Source organism: Aeromonas bivalvium (genome assembly GCF_000819765.1).
In the GTDB taxonomy this organism is placed as follows: Bacteria; Pseudomonadota; Gammaproteobacteria; order Enterobacterales; family Aeromonadaceae; genus Aeromonas; species Aeromonas bivalvium.
Genome location: NZ_CDBT01000041.1, coordinates 31,426 through 49,043, shown reverse-complemented (window position 1 = coordinate 49,043; position 17,618 = coordinate 31,426). Strand labels below are relative to the sequence as shown.

Here is a 17,618-nt window from a genome sequence, read left to right as displayed (position 1 = left end):
CGGGGTTTCTTTTTGCTCGAGCGAGATGGCTCGCGTCATGGGGCGATCAGTGGAACTGGTCTTCTTCGGTGGAGCCGGTCAGCGCGGTCACCGAGGACTGGCCGCCCTGGATGACGGTGGTCACCTTGTCGAAGTAACCGGTCCCCACCTCCTGCTGGTGCGCCACGAAGGTGTAGCCCCGCTCGGCAGCGGCGAACTCCGGCTGCTGCACCATCTCGACGTAGTGCTTCATCCCCTCGCCACGGGCGTACTGGTAGGCCAGCTCGTACATGTGGAACCACATGTTGTGGATGCCCGCCAGGGTGATGAACTGGTACTTGTAGCCCATGTCGGACAGCTCCTGCTGGAAGCGGGCGATGGTGGCATCGTCCAGGTTCTTCTTCCAGTTGAAGCTCGGCGAGCAGTTGTAGGCCAGGATCTTGTCCGGGTACTGGGCCTTGATGGCCTCGGCAAACTTGCGCGCCTCGTCCAGATCCGGCTTGGCGGTCTCGCACCACACCATATCGGCATAGGGGGCGTAGGCCAGGCCACGGGAGATGGCCTGCTCGATGCCGGCCTGCACCTTGTAGAAGCCCTCGCTGGTGCGCTCGCCGGTCAGGAAGCCGGCATCGTAGGGGTCCGCATCCGTGGTCAGCAGATCCGCCGCGTTGGCGTCGGTGCGGGCGATCACTAGCGTGGTGGTGCCGCAGACGTCAGCCGCCAGGCGCGCCGCAACGAGTTTTTGCACCGCCTCCTGGGTCGGTACCAGCACCTTGCCCCCCATGTGGCCGCACTTTTTCACCGAGGCGAGCTGATCTTCGAAGTGTACGCCGGCGGCGCCCGCTTCAATCATCCCCTTCATCAGCTCGAAGGCGTTCAGCACGCCACCGAAACCGGCTTCCGCATCCGCGACGATGGGCAGGAAGTAGTCGATGAAACCCTTGTCCTCTGGCTCCACCTTGTTGGCCCACTGGATCTGGTCGGCGCGGGCGAAGGAGTTGTTGATGCGCTCCACCACCGAGGGGACCGAGTTGGCCGGGTAGAGGGACTGATCCGGGTACATGGTGGAGGATAGGTTGTTGTCTGCCGCTACCTGCCAGCCGGAGAGGTAGATGGCTTCTATGCCCGCCTTGGCCTGCTGCACCGCCTGGCCGCCGGTCAGGGCGCCGAGACAGTTGACATAGCCCTTCTTGGCGCCGCCGTTGATCAGCTCCCACAGCTTGTCGGCGCCGCGTTGGGCCAGGGTGTGTGCCGGCTGCAGGCTGCCGCGCAGGTTCACCACGTCCTCGGCGCTGTAGCCGCGTTTGATCCCTTTCCAGCGGGGGTTCTCTGCCCAGTCTTTCTCGATAGCCTGGATCTGTTGCTCACGGGTCAGTGCCATATCAGTTCCCTCTTTCATTGATTTCACGTGTCCATTGACTTGTTATTGGCGAGCCCCCTCCGGGGCCCGTGATTCAGAGCCGCTCGTAACCGGGCAGCGTCAGAAAATCGATCAGGGTATCGGCGCAGGTGATCTCTTCCATCAGCTCGCTCGCTTCCAAGAAACGCCCGGCCTGCCAGCGGGCTTCGCCCACTTCGCGTCTGACTACCTCCTGCTCCTCGGCCAGCATCTGGCGGAACAGCGCCTTGGTGACCGCCTGGCCGTTGGAGAGGGTCTTGCCGTGGCGGATCCATTGCCAGATGGAGGTACGGGAGATCTCGGCGGTGGCGGCGTCTTCCATCAGGCCGTAGATGGGCACACAGCCGTTGCCGCCTATCCAGGCTTCCAGGTATTGCAGAGCGACCCGGATATTGGTACGCATGCCCGCCTCGGTGCGCTCCCCCTCGCAGGGGGCCAGCAGATCGGCGGCCGTGATGGGGGCATCCTGCTCGCGCAATACACCGATCTGGTTGCTGGCGCCCACCGGGATGGCGGCGTTGAACACCGCCATGGCGGTATCGGCCAGACCGGGGTGGGCCACCCAGGTGCCGTCGTGGCCGTTGTCGGCCTCACGCTGCTTGTCAGCCTTCACCTTGGCAAATACCTGTTCATTCACCGCAGGATCCTTGGCCGGAATAAAGGCGGCCATGCCCCCCATCGCCAGGGCGCCGCGCTTGTGACAGGTCTTGATGAGCAGGCGCGAGTAGGCGGAGAGGAACGGCTTGTCCATGGTGACCACCTGGCGATCCGGCAGCACCCGGTCAGGATGGTTCTTCAAGGTCTTGATGTAGCTGAAGATGTAGTCCCAGCGGCCGCAGTTCAAAGCGACTATGTGATCCTTCATCTGATAGAGCAGCTCGTCCATCTCGAACACCGCCGGCAGGGTCTCGATGAGGACGGTGGCCTTGATGGTGCCGCGGGGCAGACCGAACCTGTCTTCGGTCCAGGCGAACACCTCGCTCCACCAGCGCCCCTCCAGATGGCTCTGCAGCTTGGGTATGTAGAAGTAGGGACCGGAACCCTTGGCCAGCAGCGCCTTGTGGTTGTGCAGGAAATAGAGGGCGAAGTCGAACAGGCCGCCGGGGATAGGGGCGCCATCAAAGGTGACGTGTTTCTCCGGCAGGTGCAGACCGCGCACCCGGCAGATGAGCACAGCAGGGTCGGCATTGAGGGTATAGGATTTCCCCTCCGGGCTCTGGTAGGCAATGGTGCCATTGACCGCATCGCGCAGGTTGAGCTGACCCTCGATCACCTTGTTCCATGCCGGTGCCAGGGAGTCCTCGAAGTCGGCCATGAACACCTTGACGTTGGCGTTGAGGGCGTTGATCACCATCTTGCGCTCGACCGGCCCCGTGATCTCGACGCGGCGATCCTGCAGGTCGGCAGGAATGCCGCGCACCGTCCAGTCGCCATCGCGAATATGGGCGGTTTCGGGCAAAAAGTCCGGCAACTCGCCACCATCGATACGGGCCTGGCGGGCGATGCGTTGCTTGAGCAGGGCCTCACGCTGGGGAGCGAAATGTTCCACCAGCTCCGACACCAGGGCCACCGCTTCCGGCGTCACTATCTGTGCATACTCGGGTTGCATGGGGCCTTGGATGCGAAGGCGATCGCTGCAGAGGGGCTGGGCCGGTGCCGACATGGGGTCACTCCTGTGAAAGGTTACATTTAGAACTAAATAACTACGACTAAAGTCGAATCCCTGTTCAGTGTCCTTGCGAGAGAGGCAAGTAACATGGATGTTACGGTGCTGAAAATAATCAGTAACGTCAACTTGTTTTTTTAAACGCATGTTTTCATGTGGTGGTTAAGTTGATGTTTTTTATGGAATTGAATGAGTCGAGTAAAAACTCAAGCCAGATGGATATGCTCTCGCGAGAGGGGCGGTTGCCGACTGCTCTGCTGGGGTGCCTGGTCAAGGCGGTTTTGTTGCTAATTACGTAATTTTATTACATATGCAAGGGGAGATCCCGACTCGACTCCAGGCTGAAAGTAAACGGCTGTATGAATGGGGTCGCCTCGGGCACGGGCCGACCAGGGGCTTGTCTGGCAAGGGAAAACAGGCTCTGTTTAAAACTGGGGGAGGGGAGGACGCTCGGGTGGAGCCGACGTTGGGACAAGTCCGGAATTGGAGCGCAATAACGTAGGTTTGTATCGGATGCCAGCGAGGACGTCTTGGGCCCAGGCACGGAGGCATCAGTAGGATGAACTGTTATTTTACGTTAATGCAACAGATAACACTTTTTTAAGGGCACCCCCGCAATGGGGGGCGAGAAGGGGGTGAAGGGAGATGGCGTGTCCCCTCAATACTCTTCATCGGGCTCGGCGAGATCTATGATGTCGAGGCGAACGACCTGTTCATCATCGGGTTCCTGGGTGGGGGTATGGGGGGGATGCTGGGTGGTCATGTCTGCTTGCCTCTGGGTAGATTGCAAGCCGGTGGGGAGCTTCCTTACCCCGAATTTTTCCGCATCCCTGCAGCGCGTGCCGGCACAAAGGCGCATATCCTAGCGGCTAATTGGCAAAGGCTCAAGCGGTTCTGTATAAAAAGTGGCCAGACCTTGATGCGACTATCCACTAAGGGGGAAGTGATCACCATATTGCAGGTGTGGCTCCGGCTCATCGAGGCGCGTAGGTGCGGGCAAAAAAATAGCCCAGTCGCGAGACTGGGCTATTTTCGGGGAATGATGGTCGGCGTGAGAGGATTCGAACCTCCGACCCCTGACACCCCATGACAGTGCGCTACCTGGCTGCGCTACACGCCGACTGCGTCAACCTTGGCTGACGGAGGTGAAGTCTAATGAGATGGTCCTTTCGGCGCAAGTCCTTTTTTATCAGAGAGATGCCGACTGCTTCTTTATTGCGCAACCCAGATGTTTCTTGGGCAATCCGGGGGGATTTGGCATAATCGCCCCCAATTCAACCGGCCTTGCGGGCCGGTTGTCGAGCAATCTTTTTCACACTGGCTGTTTTCAAAAAGGGGAGCGACGTTGGACGCCGAGATGTCTGCACAGGATGAAATCTGGATGAGACACGCCATGGCCCTGGCCACCAGGGCGGAGGAGATGGGGGAGATCCCGGTCGGCGCCGTACTGGTGCTGGGGGATGAGGTGGTGGGAGAGGGGTGGAATGGCTCCATCACCGGTCACGATGCCTGCGCCCATGCCGAAATCATGGCGATCCGGGCCGCCGGCGTGCGGCTGCAAAATTATCGTCTGCTCGATACCACCCTCTATGTGACCCTGGAGCCCTGCTGCATGTGCGCCGGCGCCCTCATCCACAGCCGGGTCAAGCGGGTGGTGTTCGGGGCGACGGATCCCAAGACGGGGGCGGCGGGATCCGTGTTCAACATATTGCAAGACCCCCGCCACAACCACAGGGTGGCGCTGTGCGGTGGCGTACTGGCCGAGGCGTGTTCCGCCCAGCTCTCCGCCTTCTTCAAGCGCCGCCGCGCCGAGCAGAAGGCGGCAAGGAGCCGGCACTCTGTCGAAGGGCTCCCCCCCGGGCAGGGGTGAGGGGCTGATCTGCTTTCCTCCCTGGGTGGTCATCGGGGAGGAAACATTAATTTCATGTTGTTATTCAGCCAGTTGACCGTTTCACTCTCGGCTTTCCAGCCGCAATAAACTCCCGCCCCATGTAACAAAACTGTCATGCAACCGCCATATAATGCCGCCAAGCCTAGCTCACATTGAGGTTTTGCATGTCATCGGAATCGATTCACCTGATCATGGCGGGCAGCAGAAAGCGCCGGATCAAGGACACATTGGCCAAATATGGCGTCACCACGGGGGGAACCCTGGTCCTGGTGGCGCTCCTGCTCATCTTCTTTTATCTGCTCTATGTGGTGAAACCCATCTTCAATGGTGCCTCCATGGAGCCGCTCGCCACTTTCTCCTTGCCCGTCAAGGACAAGACCGCCTGGATCGGGGTCGAGGAGCAAAACGAGATAGGCTATCGCTTCAGCGACAAGGGGGAGGTCAACTTCTTCGCGCTGCAAGACGATGCCCGCTTCAAGGTGGGGCAGGCCATCGCTCAGGCCCAGGTGCCGGGCGAGATCAGCGCGGTGGCGATCCCGACCCCGGGCAAGGCCTACCTCGCCTATGGTTTCAGCGATGGCAAGGCCCTGGTAGTGGAGCCCAGGTTCAAGGTGAGCTACCCGGGGGACGTGCGGCTGATTGAGCCCCAGCTCTCCTATCCGTTCGGTGAGGCGCCCATCACGGTGGATCCCGAGGGCAAGCCCCTGAGCCAGCTGGTGTTCGAGGCTGCCAAGGACAAGATGGTGGCGGCCGCACTGACCCAGGATGGCCGTGGCGTGATGGCGGTGCTGAGCGGCGAGGAGAACTTCATCTCGGGCGAGGTGGAGTGGACCAGCCAGAGCTACCCGATCCCGGCGCTGCCCCGTCAGGTGGATCAGATGCTGTTGACCCCCAACCTGCGCATCCTGCTGGTGCGCTCGGGCAACCGTCTCTCCGTCTATGACATCCAGAACCTCAATGACATCCAGCTGCGCAGCGTGCTCGACATCAATGCCCCGGATGCCAACGTCACCCAGCTGGCGCTGCTGGCGGGGGCCTCCTCCATCCTGGTGGGCAATGACAACGGCGTCATCTCCCAGTGGTTCGAGGTGGCCAAGGGGGGCAAGCGCGAGTTCACCTACATCCGCGACTTCAAGAGTGACGGCGCCGTGGCGCAGCTCACCCCCGAGCTGTTTCGCAAGGGGTTTGTCGCCGGCAGCCAGGATGGCGCCATCAACTTCTTCCACGCCACCGGTGAATCCAGGTTGCTCGGCGAGAAGATTGACGGCGGTGCCTTCAACGGCCTGGCGATCTCCCCCCGCAACAACCTGTTGCTGCTGCAACAGGGCAATAAGATCAAGACCTTCTCGGTCGAGAACGAGCACCCCGAGGTGACCTGGTCCGCCCTGTGGCAGGAGGTGTGGTACGAAGGCTATCCCGAGCCCATGTATGTCTGGCAGTCCACCTCCGCCAGCAACGACTTCGAGCCCAAGCTGAGCCTGATCCCCATCTCGTTCGGTACCCTGAAGGCGGCCTTCTACGCCATGCTGTTCGCGGTACCGCTCGGGATCGCGGGGGCCATCTATACCGCCTACTTCATGTCCGCCGGCATGCGCAAGTTCGTCAAGCCGACGGTGGAGATCATGGAGGCGCTGCCCACCGTGATCCTGGGCTTCCTGGCCGGTCTGTGGCTCGCCCCCATCGTCGAGGATTATCTGCCCGGCATCTTCATGATGCTCATCATGCTGCCCCTGGGCATGCTGCTGACCGCCCTGGCCTGGCATGGGCTGCCGGGCAAGCTCAACCAGTGCGTGCCGGAAGGGAGCCAGGCGGTATTGCTCATCCCTGTGGTGCTCTTCATCGGCTGGCTGGCCCTGACCCTGAGCCCAGTGGTGGAGCATGCCTTCTTCGGCGGCGATACCCGCAGCTGGCTCACCAACGAGATGGGCATCAAGTTTGACCAGCGCAACTCCCTGGTGGTCGGCATCGCCATGGGCTTTGCGGTCATCCCGACCATCTTCTCCATCGCCGAAGACGCTGTCTTCTCTGTGCCCAAGCATCTCACCCAGGGATCCCTGGCGCTCGGGGCCACCCCCTGGCAGACCCTGACCCGGGTGGTGATCCTGACCGCGAGTCCGGGCATCTTCTCGGCGGTGATGATGGGCCTTGGCCGCGCCGTGGGCGAGACCATGATAGTGCTGATGGCCACCGGCAATACCCCCATCATGGACTTCTCCATGTTCCAGGGGCTGCGCACCCTGGCGGCCAACATAGCGGTGGAGATGCCGGAGTCGGAAGTGGGCAGTTCCCACTATCGGGTGCTCTTCCTCGCGGCCTTCGTGCTGTTTGTGTTCACTTTTCTCGTCAATACCCTGGCCGAGTTCGTCCGCCAGCGTCTGCGTGAAAAATACAGTTCCCTGTAGTGAAGGAATCGACAATGGGTAAGTGGTTTAAATCAGGGGCCCCCTGGATCTGGATGACGGGCGGTGCCGTCAGCCTGAGTCTGGTCGCCGTGCTGGGTCTGTTGTTGCTCATCGGCTGGCGTGGCCTGGTCTACTTCTGGCCGCACCCCATCTATGAGTGGCAGGTGCAGGGTGCCGACGGCAGCAAGAGCGTGCTGATCGGCGAGATCAACGATCGCGAGCTGGTGCCGGTGGAGCGGCTGCGCGCCTCCGGCCTGGCCCTGGCCGGCGAGGAGCGTACCGATCTGACTCGCTATCTGGTCAAGACCGGCAACCGCGAGTTCGTGGGGCTGGATTTTCGCTGGTTGCTGGAGACCGACATCCTCTCCCGCAGCCAGCCCAAGGAGCTGGCGGTGCTCGAGCGCAGCACCAATGGCAACTTCTATGGCTACATCAGCTCGGTGCGCGAGGATGGCAAGGTCATAGACCAGGATCTGCATCAGGTCGTGGCGCGGATGCTGGATCGCAGCAACCGGCTCTCCGAGCAGGCCAATGATCTGCAAAAGGGCAAGATAGGCAGCATCAACTATCAGCTCGAGAAGCTGCGCCTCAAGGAGCGCAAGGCCGAGCTGGACGATGAGCTGACCGATGAGGTCAAGGCGGATCTCGCCCGCCAGCGGGATGCCCTCAACGCCGACTATCAGGTGCTGGAAAAAGAGCTGTTCGAGCTCAGACGCCAGGCGGATCGTGACGCCATCACGGTCAAGGACATGCGTGGCGAGCAGGTGACCATGCCCATGTCCAGGGTGCTGGACGTGGTCTGGCCCAACGACATGAGCCTGCTGGGCAAGATAGGTCACTGGTTCCATCAGATAGGCAAGTTCGTCAGTGGCGAACCCCGTGAGGCCAACACCGAGGGCGGCGTCTTCCCGGCCATCTTCGGCACCGTCTTCATGGTGATACTGATGGCCATCATAGTGACCCCGCTCGGGGTGGTGGCCGCCGTCTACCTGCACGAGTACGCGGGCAAGAACGGCCTGACCAAACTCATTCGCATCGCGGTGATCAATCTGGCGGGGGTGCCCTCCATCGTCTACGGCGTGTTCGGCCTGGGCTTCTTCGTCTATACGCTCGGTGGTTCGCTGGATCAGCTGTTCTACCCGGAAGCGCTGCCGAGCCCGACCTTTGGCTCCCCTGGCGTCATCTGGTCCGCGCTGACCCTGGCCATCCTGACCCTGCCGGTGGTGATCGTCTCCACCGAGGAGGGGCTGGCCCGGATCCCGAGCACGGTACGCCAGGGCTCCCTGGCCCTGGGGGCCACCCAGGCCGAGACCCTGTGGCGCATCGTGCTGCCCATGGCGAGCCCGGCCATCATGACCGGCCTCATCCTGGCGATAGCGCGTGCGGCGGGTGAAGTGGCGCCCCTGATGCTGGTGGGGGTGGTGAAGCTTGCTCCCACGTTGCCCATGGATGGCAACTTCCCCTACCTGCACGTGGAGCGCAAGTTCATGCACCTGGGCTTCCACATCTATGATGTGGGCTTCCAGAGCCCGAACGTGGAGGCGGCGCGGCCCCTGGTCTATGCCACTTCCTTCCTGCTGGTGACGGTGATCGTCGGCCTCAACCTGACGGCCATCGGTATTCGCAACCACCTGCGCGAGAAATTCCGCTCTTTGGAACATTGATGCGGCGGCATGGACTGATGTCGAGACAAGATATGAACGGCATCAAGCCGACCGACATCACAGGTATTCGCAACCACCTGTGAGAGGAATTCCGCTCTTTGGAACATTGATGCGGCGGCCTGGACTGATGTCGAGACAAGATATGAACGGCATCAAGCCGACCGACATCACAGGTATCCGCAACCACCTGTGTGAGACATGCCGCTCTCTGGCACCTTGATACGGATGGCCAGAGAGACAAGAGTGAGGTAGCAGATGCGCGGCCCGAGAGGGGTCGCCATCTGTCTGCACCAATGACATGAGGGTCGCTGGCAAGCGCCCGGCCACCCCAGACAAGATTTAGAGGTAACAGATGATCAACGTGACGCCGACTCCGACCCAGCACAAGTCCCTGGATCTGAACAAGCTGACCCCGGAGCAGACCGCCCTTGAGGTCAAGGATCTCAACCTGTACTACGGCAGCAAACAGGCGCTGTTCAACGTCAACATGAAGATCCCCAAAGGCCAGGTGACCGCCTTCATCGGCCCGTCCGGTTGCGGCAAATCCACCCTGCTGCGCTGCATCAACCGGATGAACGATCTGGTGGAGATCTGCCGTATCGAGGGGGAAATCCAGCTGCATGGCCACAACATCTATGACAAGAGCGTGGATGTCTCCGCCTTGCGTCGCCGGGTCGGCATGGTGTTCCAGCGCCCGAACCCCTTCCCCAAGTCCATCTACGAGAACGTGGTCTATGGCCTGCGTCTGCAGGGGATCAACGACAGGCGCCAGCTGGACGAGGCGGCCGAGCGCTCCTTGCGCGGCGCGGCCCTGTGGGACGAGGTGAAGGATCGCCTGCATGACAATGCGTTCGGCCTCTCCGGTGGTCAGCAGCAGCGGCTGGTGATCGCCCGGGCCATCGCCATCGAGCCGGAAGTGCTGCTGCTCGATGAGCCGACCTCGGCGCTGGACCCCATCTCGACCCTCACCATCGAGGAGCTGATCAACGAGCTCAAGAGCCAGTTCACCGTGGTGATCGTCACCCACAACATGCAGCAGGCGGCGCGGGTGTCGGATCAGACCGCTTTCATGTACATGGGCGAGCTCATCGAATACGCCGACACCAACACCATCTTCACCACCCCGGCCAAGAAGAAGACCGAAGATTACATCACGGGTCGTTACGGCTAAGGCATGCTTGGTGCAACAAGGATCATTGGTATGAACAAGATGAGCATCAATAAACAGATTGGCGGTCGATTCAACGGCTAAGGCATAATCGGAGCAACAAGGATTATTGGTATGGACAATATGAATCTCAACAAACACATCTCCGGTCAGTTCAATGCCGAGCTCGAGAGCGTGCGCAATCAGGTGCTGGTGATGGGTGGCCTGGTGGAGCAGCAGCTGACCGACGCCATCGCCGCCATTCATGGTCAGGATCTGGAGGCGGCGCGCAAGATAGTGGCCAACGACCACAAGGTCAACGCCATGGAAGTGGCCATCGACGAGGAGTGCACCCGCATCATCGCCAAGCGTCAGCCGGCAGCCTCCGATCTGCGCCTGGTGATGGCCATCATCAAGACCATCACGGATCTGGAGCGCATCGGCGATGTGGCGGACAAGATAGCCCGCATGCTCACCGACAACGCCAACAAGCCGCAGCCGCCCCTGGTGTCGCTTGAAAACATGGGCCGTCGCACCATCAAGATGCTGCACGACGTGCTCGATGCCTTCGCCCGCATGGATCTGGAGGCGGCCATCACTGTCTACAAGGAAGATGACAAGGTCGACCGGGAGTACGAGTCCATCATCCGCGAGCTGATGACCTACATGATGGAAGATCCCCGCACCATCCCCCAGGTACTCAACGTGCTGTGGGCGGCGCGGGCCATCGAGCGGGTGGGGGATCGCTGCCAGCACATCTGCGAATACATCATCTACTTCGTCAAGGGCAAGGACGTGCGCCACACCAAGGTGGACGAGATCAACGACCTGCTGGGCAAACCCTGATGAAATGAATAAAAAGGCGCGCTGAGCGCCTTTTTTATTGCATTGCGCGACAAGTTGAGATAGCGCGCCCAAAGGGGCGCTTTTCTGCTAGAATACGGCCCCTGTGTGAGTCCCGGATGGACTCACGGTCCGGTTTCCCGGGCCCAGTTTGCCGTCTTGTGTCAAGGCGGCTGTAGCAATAGGTCAATCATGAGTTTTGCCGATAGTCTGTTTTTACTGCTGCTGCTGGTTGCCGGCAGCGTGTTCTTTTCCCTCTCCGAGATCTCCCTCGCCGCTTCCCGCAAGATAAAGTTGCAGGTGATGGCCGACGAGGGCAACCGCCAGGCCGCCAAGGTGCTGGCCTTGCAGGCCCAGCCGGGTAACTTCTTTACCGTGGTGCAGATAGGCCTCAATACCGTCGCCATTCTGGGCGGCATATTGGGCGAGTCCGCCCTCAATCCCGCCATCAAGGGGCTGATCGCCGCCATCTATCAGGGGCCCTGGCTCGGGGAAATCAGCTCCATCGCCTCCTTCGTCTTTGTCACCGGCATGTTCATTCTGCTGGCGGATCTGATGCCCAAGCGCCTGGCCATGACCATGCCCGAGCGGATCGCCGTGGTGGTGGTGCGCCCCATGATGCTGTTCGTGGTGCTGTGGATGCCCCTGGTGTGGTTCTTCAACGGCATGGCCAATGCCCTGTTCCGCCTGCTGCGGGTCTCCATGGTGCGCAACGACGAGATCACCTCGGACGACATCTATGCGGTGATGGACGCGGGGGCGGCTGCCGGCGTGTTGCAGCGCGAGGAGCATCAGCTCATCGAGAACGTGTTCGAGCTCCAGTCCCTCGGCGTCACCTCCGCCATGACGGCGCGCGAAAGCCTCATCTACTTCACCCTGCAAGAGAGCGAAGAGAGCATCAAGGCCAAGATAGCCGAGCATCCCCACAACAAGTTCCTGGTGTGCGACCACAACCTCGACAGCATCAAGGGCTTCGTCGATGCCAAGGAGCTGCTGATCCGCGTCATCGGCGGCCAGAGCATAGACCTCATCGGCGGCAATCTGGTGCAGAACGTCATCATCATCCCGGATACCCTGAACCTCTACGAGGCCATGGAGTACTTCAAGAATCATCGTGGCGATTTCGCCGTGGTGATGAACGAGTACGCCCTGGTGGTGGGTATCGTCACCATGAACGATCTGATGAGCACCGTCATGGGGGAGTGGGCCACCCACGTGGTGGAAGAGCAGATAGTCCAGCGGGATGAGAACTCCTGGCTGGTGGACGGCGTCACTCCCATCTCGGACGTGATGCGGGCCTTCGACATCGAGGAGTTTCCGGAGAGCCAGAACTACGAGACCATCGCCGGTTTCATCATGTTCATGCTGCGCAAGATCCCCAAGCGGACCGACTCGGTCAAATACGCCGGATACAAGTTCGAAGTCGTCGATATCGACAGCTACAAGATTGATCAACTGCTGGTCACCCGGGTAGAGGCCGCACCGGCCGAGAAGCCCGCCCAGGAATCGTAAAGGAGTTCATCAGGAGTCATGAAGATGCCGTCTTATTCTCGTGCGTTCGGTTGCTTGGCCCTCGCCCTGGCGCTGGGGGCCTGCAGCCAGAGCGCCCCTCGCAAGCCGGTTGTCGCCCCCAAGCCGGTGGCCCCCAAGGCGGCGGTGGTAGCGCCGCAACCGGATCCCGATGCCGTGGTGCAGAGCGATGCCGCTCAGCCTGCCCCTACCTTTGACGAGGAGTACCATGGCCCGGATCAGGGGTCGCTGGAGTCGGTGACGGCCCTGTTCGCCCGTGGCTACATCGAATCCGCCATGCGTGAAACCATGCTGGCGGCGGTGCAGACCGATTATCCCCTGCTTGGCATGCGCGACGTGCGCATGAGCGATCCCGTGTCCAAGTTCCTCGGCTCTCCCCAGGCCAGCAAGCTGGCCCATGATTACCTGAGGGCCGGGGTCGAGCGCCGTCTCGGCCATCCCTTGAGCCAGGCCCGCTGGCAGGGGATCTGGCAGGGGCTGCCGCGCCAGGGCCGGGTATCCGACTGGAGCAAGCAGCTCAAGCGGGTGCTGGCGGGGCGTTGAGCCCGGGCCATTCACCCACCATGCAAGGCAAGAGGTCACCCCCTGGGGTGGCCTCTTGTCATTCTGGCCTTTCCATGACGAGGACTCGCTCTGCGCGCCGTCCTTTGCCGCCCTCATCCTGCGTTTGCCCGGATTTGTTCGTCGCTCCCGATTGCGTCCCTCTGTGCTTTGGGGCATGATGTCACGGATTTCTAGCCGTCCAGATGTTTTGATGGCTTTAGTGTGGCTTCACACAATAAACACCCGCCATGACGGGGACACGCAGAGAGACAGAGATGGAAAAACAGGATTTGTGGGTACTGGATGGCGGCATGGGCCGCGAGCTGGCGCGCCGTGGTGCGCCCTTTCGCCAGCCGGAGTGGTCGGCCCTGGCCCTGATGGAGGCGCCAGAGACGGTGCGCGAGGTGCACCGGGCCTTCGCGGCGAGCGGGGCCCGGGTCATCACCACCAACAGCTATGCCCTGGTGCCGTTTCATATCGGTGACGAACGCTTCGCCGCGGATGGCGAGCGACTTGCGGCCCTGGCCGGGCAACTGGCGCGGGAGGTGGCCGACGAGCAGAAGGGGGCCGTCAAGGTGGCCGGCTCCTTGCCACCGCTCTTTGGCTCCTATCGCGCGGATCTCTATCAAGCCGATCGGGTGAGCGAGCTGGCGACCCCGCTTGTCCGGGCCCTGTCACCCCATGTGGATCTCTGGCTGGCGGAGACCATGAGCCTCATCGCCGAGCCCCTGGCCCTCAAGGCCCTGCTGCCCGAGGACGGCAAGCCGTTCTGGGTCTCCTTCACCCTGGAAGACGAGGCTCCGGGCAGCGAGCCCAGACTGCGCTCCGGCGAGCGGGTGGCCGATGCCGTGACCGCGCTGGCGTCGGCCGGGGTGGACGCCATCCTGTTCAACTGCTGCCAGCCCGAGGTGATCGAAGGGGCGCTCAAGGTGGCGAGCGCCGGCTTGCAGGCCCTGGGGCGCAGCGGCATTCGCCTCGGCGCCTATGCCAACGCCTTCCCGCCCCAGCCCAAGGAGGCCACCGCCAACGACGGCCTGGACGAGATCCGCGCCGATCTGGGGCCGCTGGATTACCTCGGCTGGGCCGAGCGCTGGCGCGCAGCCGGCGCGAATCTTGTCGGCGGCTGCTGCGGCATAGGCCCGGAACACATCGAGGCCCTGGCCAACCGGCTGCGTTAAGGAGAGCCCATGAAAGAGAGCAAGATAGGGCTCTGGTCCCTTACCGCCCTGGTGTTCAGCTCCATGGTGGGGGCGGGGATCTTCAGCCTGCCCCAGAACATGGCCGAGGTGGCCGGCGCCCGCGCCGTGCTGATCGGCTGGGGCGTGACCGGGGTGGGCATTCTGGCGCTGGCCGCGAGCTTCCTCTATCTGTCGCGGCTGAGACCCGATCTCGACGGCGGCATCTACAGCTATGCCCGCGCCGGCTTTGGCGATCTGGTGGGCTTCTTCTCCGCCTGGGGCTATTGGCTCTGCGCCACCATCGGCGTGGTGGGCTATCTGGTCATCGCCTTCGCGGCGCTGGGCAGCTTCGTCGATACCCCGGAACAGATCTGGTTTGGTGACGGCAACACCCTGGCGGCTTTTGTCGGCGAGTCCTGCATCCTTTGGGCTGTGCACCTGCTGGTGGCCCGCGGCGTGCAGCAGGCTGCCCTGTTCAACCTGGTGGCGACCCTGGCCAAGAGCCTGCCGCTGCTGCTGTTCATTCTGTTCGCCTGCTACTGGTTCGATCCTGTCACCTTCGCGGCAGATCAGCAGGGCAGCACCCTGGCGGTGCCGGTCTCCGAGCAGGTGCGCAACACCATGCTGATCACCCTCTGGGTCTTCACCGGCATAGAGGGGGCGGCGGTGCTCTCGGCCCGGGCCAGAAACAGGCGGGACGTGGGCACGGCCACCGTGCTCGGCGTGGTGCTGGCGCTGCTGCTCTATGTGCTCATCTCTGTGCTGGCGCTCGGGATATTGAGTCGCCCCGAGCTCGCGGCCCTGCCCAACCCCTCCATGGCGGGGTTGATGGCCCAGATGACGGGCTCCTGGGGCAAGGTGCTCATCAGCGTCGGCCTCATCGTCTCTGTGCTCGCCTCCTACGTGAGCTGGACCCTGTTCTCGGCCGAGGTGCCGTTCAGCGCGGCGCGCCACGGCGCCTTCCCGGCCATCTTCCGGCGCCAGAACCGTAGCGGCACCCCCATAGCGTCCCTCTGGCTCACCAGCCTGACGGTGCAGGGCTGCCTGCTGCTGGTGTGGCTGCTCGGCAAGGGGTACACCAACCTGTTGCTCATCTCCACCTCCATGATCCTGGTGCCCTACCTGCTCATCGGCCTGTTTCTGCTCAAGCTCTCTTTTAGTGGAAAGGGTGGGAGCGGGCAGGGCAATGGCCTGGTGCGGGTGGTGGCCCTGGTGTCGAGCGGTTACGGTCTCTGGCTGCTCTACGCCGCCGGGGTGGAGTACCTGCTGCTGTCGCTTCTGCTCTACGGGCCGGGTCTGCTGCTGTTTCTCTACAGCCGCCGTCAGCTCGGGGCGGATCAGCGGCTCAGCGGGCGCGATCGGCTGCTGGCCGGGATAACCCTGATGAGCCTGGTGCCCGCCATCTGGTCCTTCACCCACCAGATTTGACGGGAGAGGGGCCAGGCCCACGCCAAGCGATAAGAGAAAGGGGAGCCGTAGTGGCTCCCCTTTTTCGCTATCCGATGGGCCTCCTCGCGCTAGAGCACCTGGCTCAGGAACTGGCGCAGACGGGGGGAGGCGGGGTTGTCGAAGAAATCGGCGGGCTTGTCATCCACCAGCAGCTCTCCGCGCTCCATGAACAGCACCCTGTCCGCCACTTCCCGGGCAAAGCCCATCTCGTGGGTCACCACCACCATGGTCATTCCCTCGCGCGCCAGCCCCTTCATGACATCCAGCACCTCCCCTACCATCTCGGGGTCCAGGGCGCTGGTGGGCTCGTCAAACAGCATGATGCGCGGCTGCATGGCCAGCGCCCGGGCGATGGCCACCCGTTGCTGCTGGCCGCCGGAAAGCTGGGACGGGTAGCTCTGGGCCTTGTCAGAGAGGCCCACTTTCAGCAGCAGGGCCTTGGCCCGCTCCTCGGCCTCCTGGCGGGGCAGGCCGCGCACCTTCTGGGGGGCGAGAGAGATGTTGTCCAGCACGCTGAGGTGGGGGAAGAGGTTGAAGGACTGGAACACCATGCCCACCTCTTCCCGCAGCTTGTTGACATCCCCGGGCTCGGTGAGGCTGATGCCATCGACCAGGATCTGGCCGTCGTTGATGGTCTCGAGCTGGTTGAGGGTGCGCAGGAAGGTGGATTTGCCCGAGCCGCTCGGGCCCACGATCACCACCACTTCCCCTTCGGCCACCTCTGTGCTGACGTTCTTGAGGGCGTGCACCTGGGTGCCGTAGAACTTCTCCACGCCGCTCGCTTTGATAATGGGATCAGTTGCTGCACGCATATTTCACCTCCAGACGACGCACCGGGAAGGGGCAGGGGGTACCGATGATGGCAGAACTGCTCGACCTCGGTTGCGACTTGATAATGGGGTCAGTTGCTGCGCGCATATTTCACCTCCAGACGACGCACCAGGAAGGAGAGAGTACCGGTCAGCACCAGATAGAGCAGGGCCACGGTGAACCAGACCTCGAACGGGCTGAAGGTGGAGCTGACCACCTCGCGTCCCGCCTTGGTGAGATCCGTGATGGAGATGACCGAGACCAGGGAAGAGTCCTTGATGAGGTTGATGAACTGGCCGGCCAGGGGCGGCAAGACCCGCTTGAAGGCCTGGGGCAGTATGATGTAGCGCATGGTCTGGGCCGAAGTGAGACCAAGGCTTCTGCCCGCCTCCATCTGCCCCTTGTGGATGGAGTCGATGCCGGCGCGCACGATTTCGGCCACGTAGGCGCCGGTGAAGACGGCCAGCGCCGCCACCCCGGCGGTAAACCTGTCGAGGTTGAGCACGGTCCCGATGAAGAAGTAGACGATGAAGATCTGCACCAGCAGCGGCGTGCCGCGAATGAGCTCCACATAGCAGCCGGCGAGATTGCGCAGGGCCGGGTTGGGGGAGAGACGGGCCAGGCCCGCCAGGGTGCCCAGCAGGATGGCGAACACCCCGGCCACCAGGGAGAGCTTGATGGTGACCCAGATGCCGAAGGCGATGGGACCCGGGGTCCACTTCAGCTGGGTATCGAGCACATCGCCGCGAAAGACGGTGTCCCCTTCGCTCAGGTTGGAGCCGGTGGCGGCGATGGCCTGGCGATGGCTGGCGTCCAGATCGTCTTGCAGCACCAGGGTGCCCTGTTCGGCCACGACGGTGCCGTCAAACTCGGCGTAGTTGTGTTGCTGGGCCTGATAGACGATGTACTGGGGGATGCGTTCCCAGCGCCAGGTGTAATCGACCGATTGCACGGCCTTGTAGATGCCGAATACGGCGAGCAGCATCATCAGCACGAAAACGCCGTGCCAGAGTAGTGAGCTGGGCTGTTTTTCCATCTGCTTGATGGGTCTCGGATTGAGCACAGTCGACAACCTCTTTCATTATTGTGTGGGGTCTGCGTGAGGGGCGCGGTCTGG

General features: G+C 62.2%; 13 protein-coding genes and 1 tRNA gene. 9 read left to right on the top strand and 5 right to left on the bottom strand.

Going from position 1 to position 17,618, the window contains the following annotated elements; genetic code table 11:
* Positions 1–46: 46 nt before the first annotated feature.
* The 3 genes from aceA to BN1119_RS12345 form a co-directional block, all read right to left on the bottom strand.
* Positions 47–1,360 carry an isocitrate lyase gene (gene aceA, locus BN1119_RS12355; RefSeq protein ID WP_041998274.1) on the bottom strand — a complete coding sequence of 438 codons (1,314 nt, stop codon included), beginning with the start codon at positions 1,358–1,360 and terminating at the stop codon, positions 47–49.
* A gap of 73 nt (positions 1,361–1,433) precedes the next feature.
* Entirely contained in the window at positions 1,434–3,041 is a 1,608-nt protein-coding gene (gene aceB, locus BN1119_RS12350; protein WP_084205445.1) for a malate synthase A, read from the bottom strand.
* A 1,046-nt stretch (positions 3,042–4,087) separates the two neighbouring features.
* Positions 4,088–4,164: transfer RNA gene (locus BN1119_RS12345), tRNA-Pro, on the bottom strand.
* Between the two features lie 237 nt (positions 4,165–4,401).
* Between BN1119_RS12345 and tadA the strand changes: the two genes are divergently transcribed.
* The 9 genes from tadA (at position 4,402) to BN1119_RS12300 (ending at position 15,670) form a co-directional block, all read left to right on the top strand.
* A complete protein-coding gene (gene tadA, locus BN1119_RS12340) occupies positions 4,402–4,914 on the top strand; it encodes a tRNA adenosine(34) deaminase TadA (RefSeq protein ID WP_041998327.1) in 513 nt (170 codons plus the stop codon).
* A gap of 185 nt (positions 4,915–5,099) precedes the next feature.
* The gene (locus BN1119_RS12335; protein WP_041998272.1) at positions 5,100–7,337 is read left to right on the top strand and encodes an ABC transporter permease subunit; all 2,238 of its coding nucleotides are present in this window, start codon (positions 5,100–5,102) and stop codon (positions 7,335–7,337) included.
* A 14-nt stretch (positions 7,338–7,351) separates the two neighbouring features.
* On the top strand, positions 7,352–9,001 hold the full coding sequence (pstA, locus tag BN1119_RS12330; protein WP_041998271.1) for a phosphate ABC transporter permease PstA: 1,650 nt from the start codon (positions 7,352–7,354) through the stop codon (positions 8,999–9,001).
* A gap of 352 nt (positions 9,002–9,353) precedes the next feature.
* A complete protein-coding gene (pstB, locus tag BN1119_RS12325) occupies positions 9,354–10,172 on the top strand; it encodes a phosphate ABC transporter ATP-binding protein PstB (RefSeq protein ID WP_041998269.1) in 819 nt (272 codons plus the stop codon).
* A gap of 111 nt (positions 10,173–10,283) precedes the next feature.
* Entirely contained in the window at positions 10,284–10,994 is a 711-nt protein-coding gene (gene phoU, locus BN1119_RS12320) for a phosphate signaling complex protein PhoU (protein ID WP_041998267.1), read from the top strand.
* 189 nt (positions 10,995–11,183) lie between these two features.
* On the top strand, positions 11,184–12,503 hold the full coding sequence (locus tag BN1119_RS12315) for a polyamine export protein PaeA (protein ID WP_041998265.1): 1,320 nt from the start codon (positions 11,184–11,186) through the stop codon (positions 12,501–12,503).
* 18 nt (positions 12,504–12,521) lie between these two features.
* Positions 12,522–13,064 carry a hypothetical protein gene (locus BN1119_RS12310; protein ID WP_041998263.1) on the top strand — a complete coding sequence of 181 codons (543 nt, stop codon included), beginning with the start codon at positions 12,522–12,524 and terminating at the stop codon, positions 13,062–13,064.
* A 275-nt stretch (positions 13,065–13,339) separates the two neighbouring features.
* Positions 13,340–14,242, top strand: coding sequence for a homocysteine S-methyltransferase family protein (locus BN1119_RS12305; protein ID WP_041998261.1), 903 nt, complete (start codon positions 13,340–13,342; stop codon positions 14,240–14,242).
* A gap of 9 nt (positions 14,243–14,251) precedes the next feature.
* Positions 14,252–15,670, top strand: a complete 1,419-nt coding sequence (locus tag BN1119_RS12300; RefSeq protein ID WP_041998259.1) for a basic amino acid/polyamine antiporter — start codon at positions 14,252–14,254, stop codon at positions 15,668–15,670.
* An 89-nt stretch (positions 15,671–15,759) separates the two neighbouring features.
* On the opposite strand, the gene BN1119_RS12295 is transcribed toward BN1119_RS12300, so the two are convergent.
* Positions 15,760–16,503: an amino acid ABC transporter ATP-binding protein gene (locus tag BN1119_RS12295; protein WP_041998257.1), complete on the bottom strand. Its 744-nt coding sequence runs from the start codon at positions 16,501–16,503 to the stop codon at positions 15,760–15,762.
* 89 nt (positions 16,504–16,592) lie between these two features.
* Positions 16,593–17,564, bottom strand: coding sequence for an amino acid ABC transporter permease (locus tag BN1119_RS12290; RefSeq protein WP_301950695.1), 972 nt, complete (start codon positions 17,562–17,564; stop codon positions 16,593–16,595).
* Positions 17,565–17,618 lie beyond the last annotated feature (54 nt).

Coding starts and splice junctions, on each gene's coding strand:
- pstA (WP_041998271.1), top strand. CDS start 7,352: ATGGGTAAGTGGTTTAAATCAGGGGCCCCCTGGATCTGGATGACGGGC.
- phoU (WP_041998267.1), top strand. CDS start 10,284: ATGGACAATATGAATCTCAACAAACACATCTCCGGTCAGTTCAATGCC.
- BN1119_RS12295 (WP_041998257.1), bottom strand. CDS start 16,503: ATGCGTGCAGCAACTGATCCCATTATCAAAGCGAGCGGCGTGGAGAAG.
- aceA (WP_041998274.1), bottom strand. CDS start 1,360: ATGGCACTGACCCGTGAGCAACAGATCCAGGCTATCGAGAAAGACTGG.
- BN1119_RS12335 (WP_041998272.1), top strand. CDS start 5,100: ATGTCATCGGAATCGATTCACCTGATCATGGCGGGCAGCAGAAAGCGC.
- BN1119_RS12305 (WP_041998261.1), top strand. CDS start 13,340: ATGGAAAAACAGGATTTGTGGGTACTGGATGGCGGCATGGGCCGCGAG.
- tadA (WP_041998327.1), top strand. CDS start 4,402: ATGTCTGCACAGGATGAAATCTGGATGAGACACGCCATGGCCCTGGCC.
- aceB (WP_084205445.1), bottom strand. CDS start 3,041: ATGTCGGCACCGGCCCAGCCCCTCTGCAGCGATCGCCTTCGCATCCAA.
- BN1119_RS12310 (WP_041998263.1), top strand. CDS start 12,522: ATGAAGATGCCGTCTTATTCTCGTGCGTTCGGTTGCTTGGCCCTCGCC.
- pstB (WP_041998269.1), top strand. CDS start 9,354: ATGATCAACGTGACGCCGACTCCGACCCAGCACAAGTCCCTGGATCTG.
- BN1119_RS12300 (WP_041998259.1), top strand. CDS start 14,252: ATGAAAGAGAGCAAGATAGGGCTCTGGTCCCTTACCGCCCTGGTGTTC.
- BN1119_RS12315 (WP_041998265.1), top strand. CDS start 11,184: ATGAGTTTTGCCGATAGTCTGTTTTTACTGCTGCTGCTGGTTGCCGGC.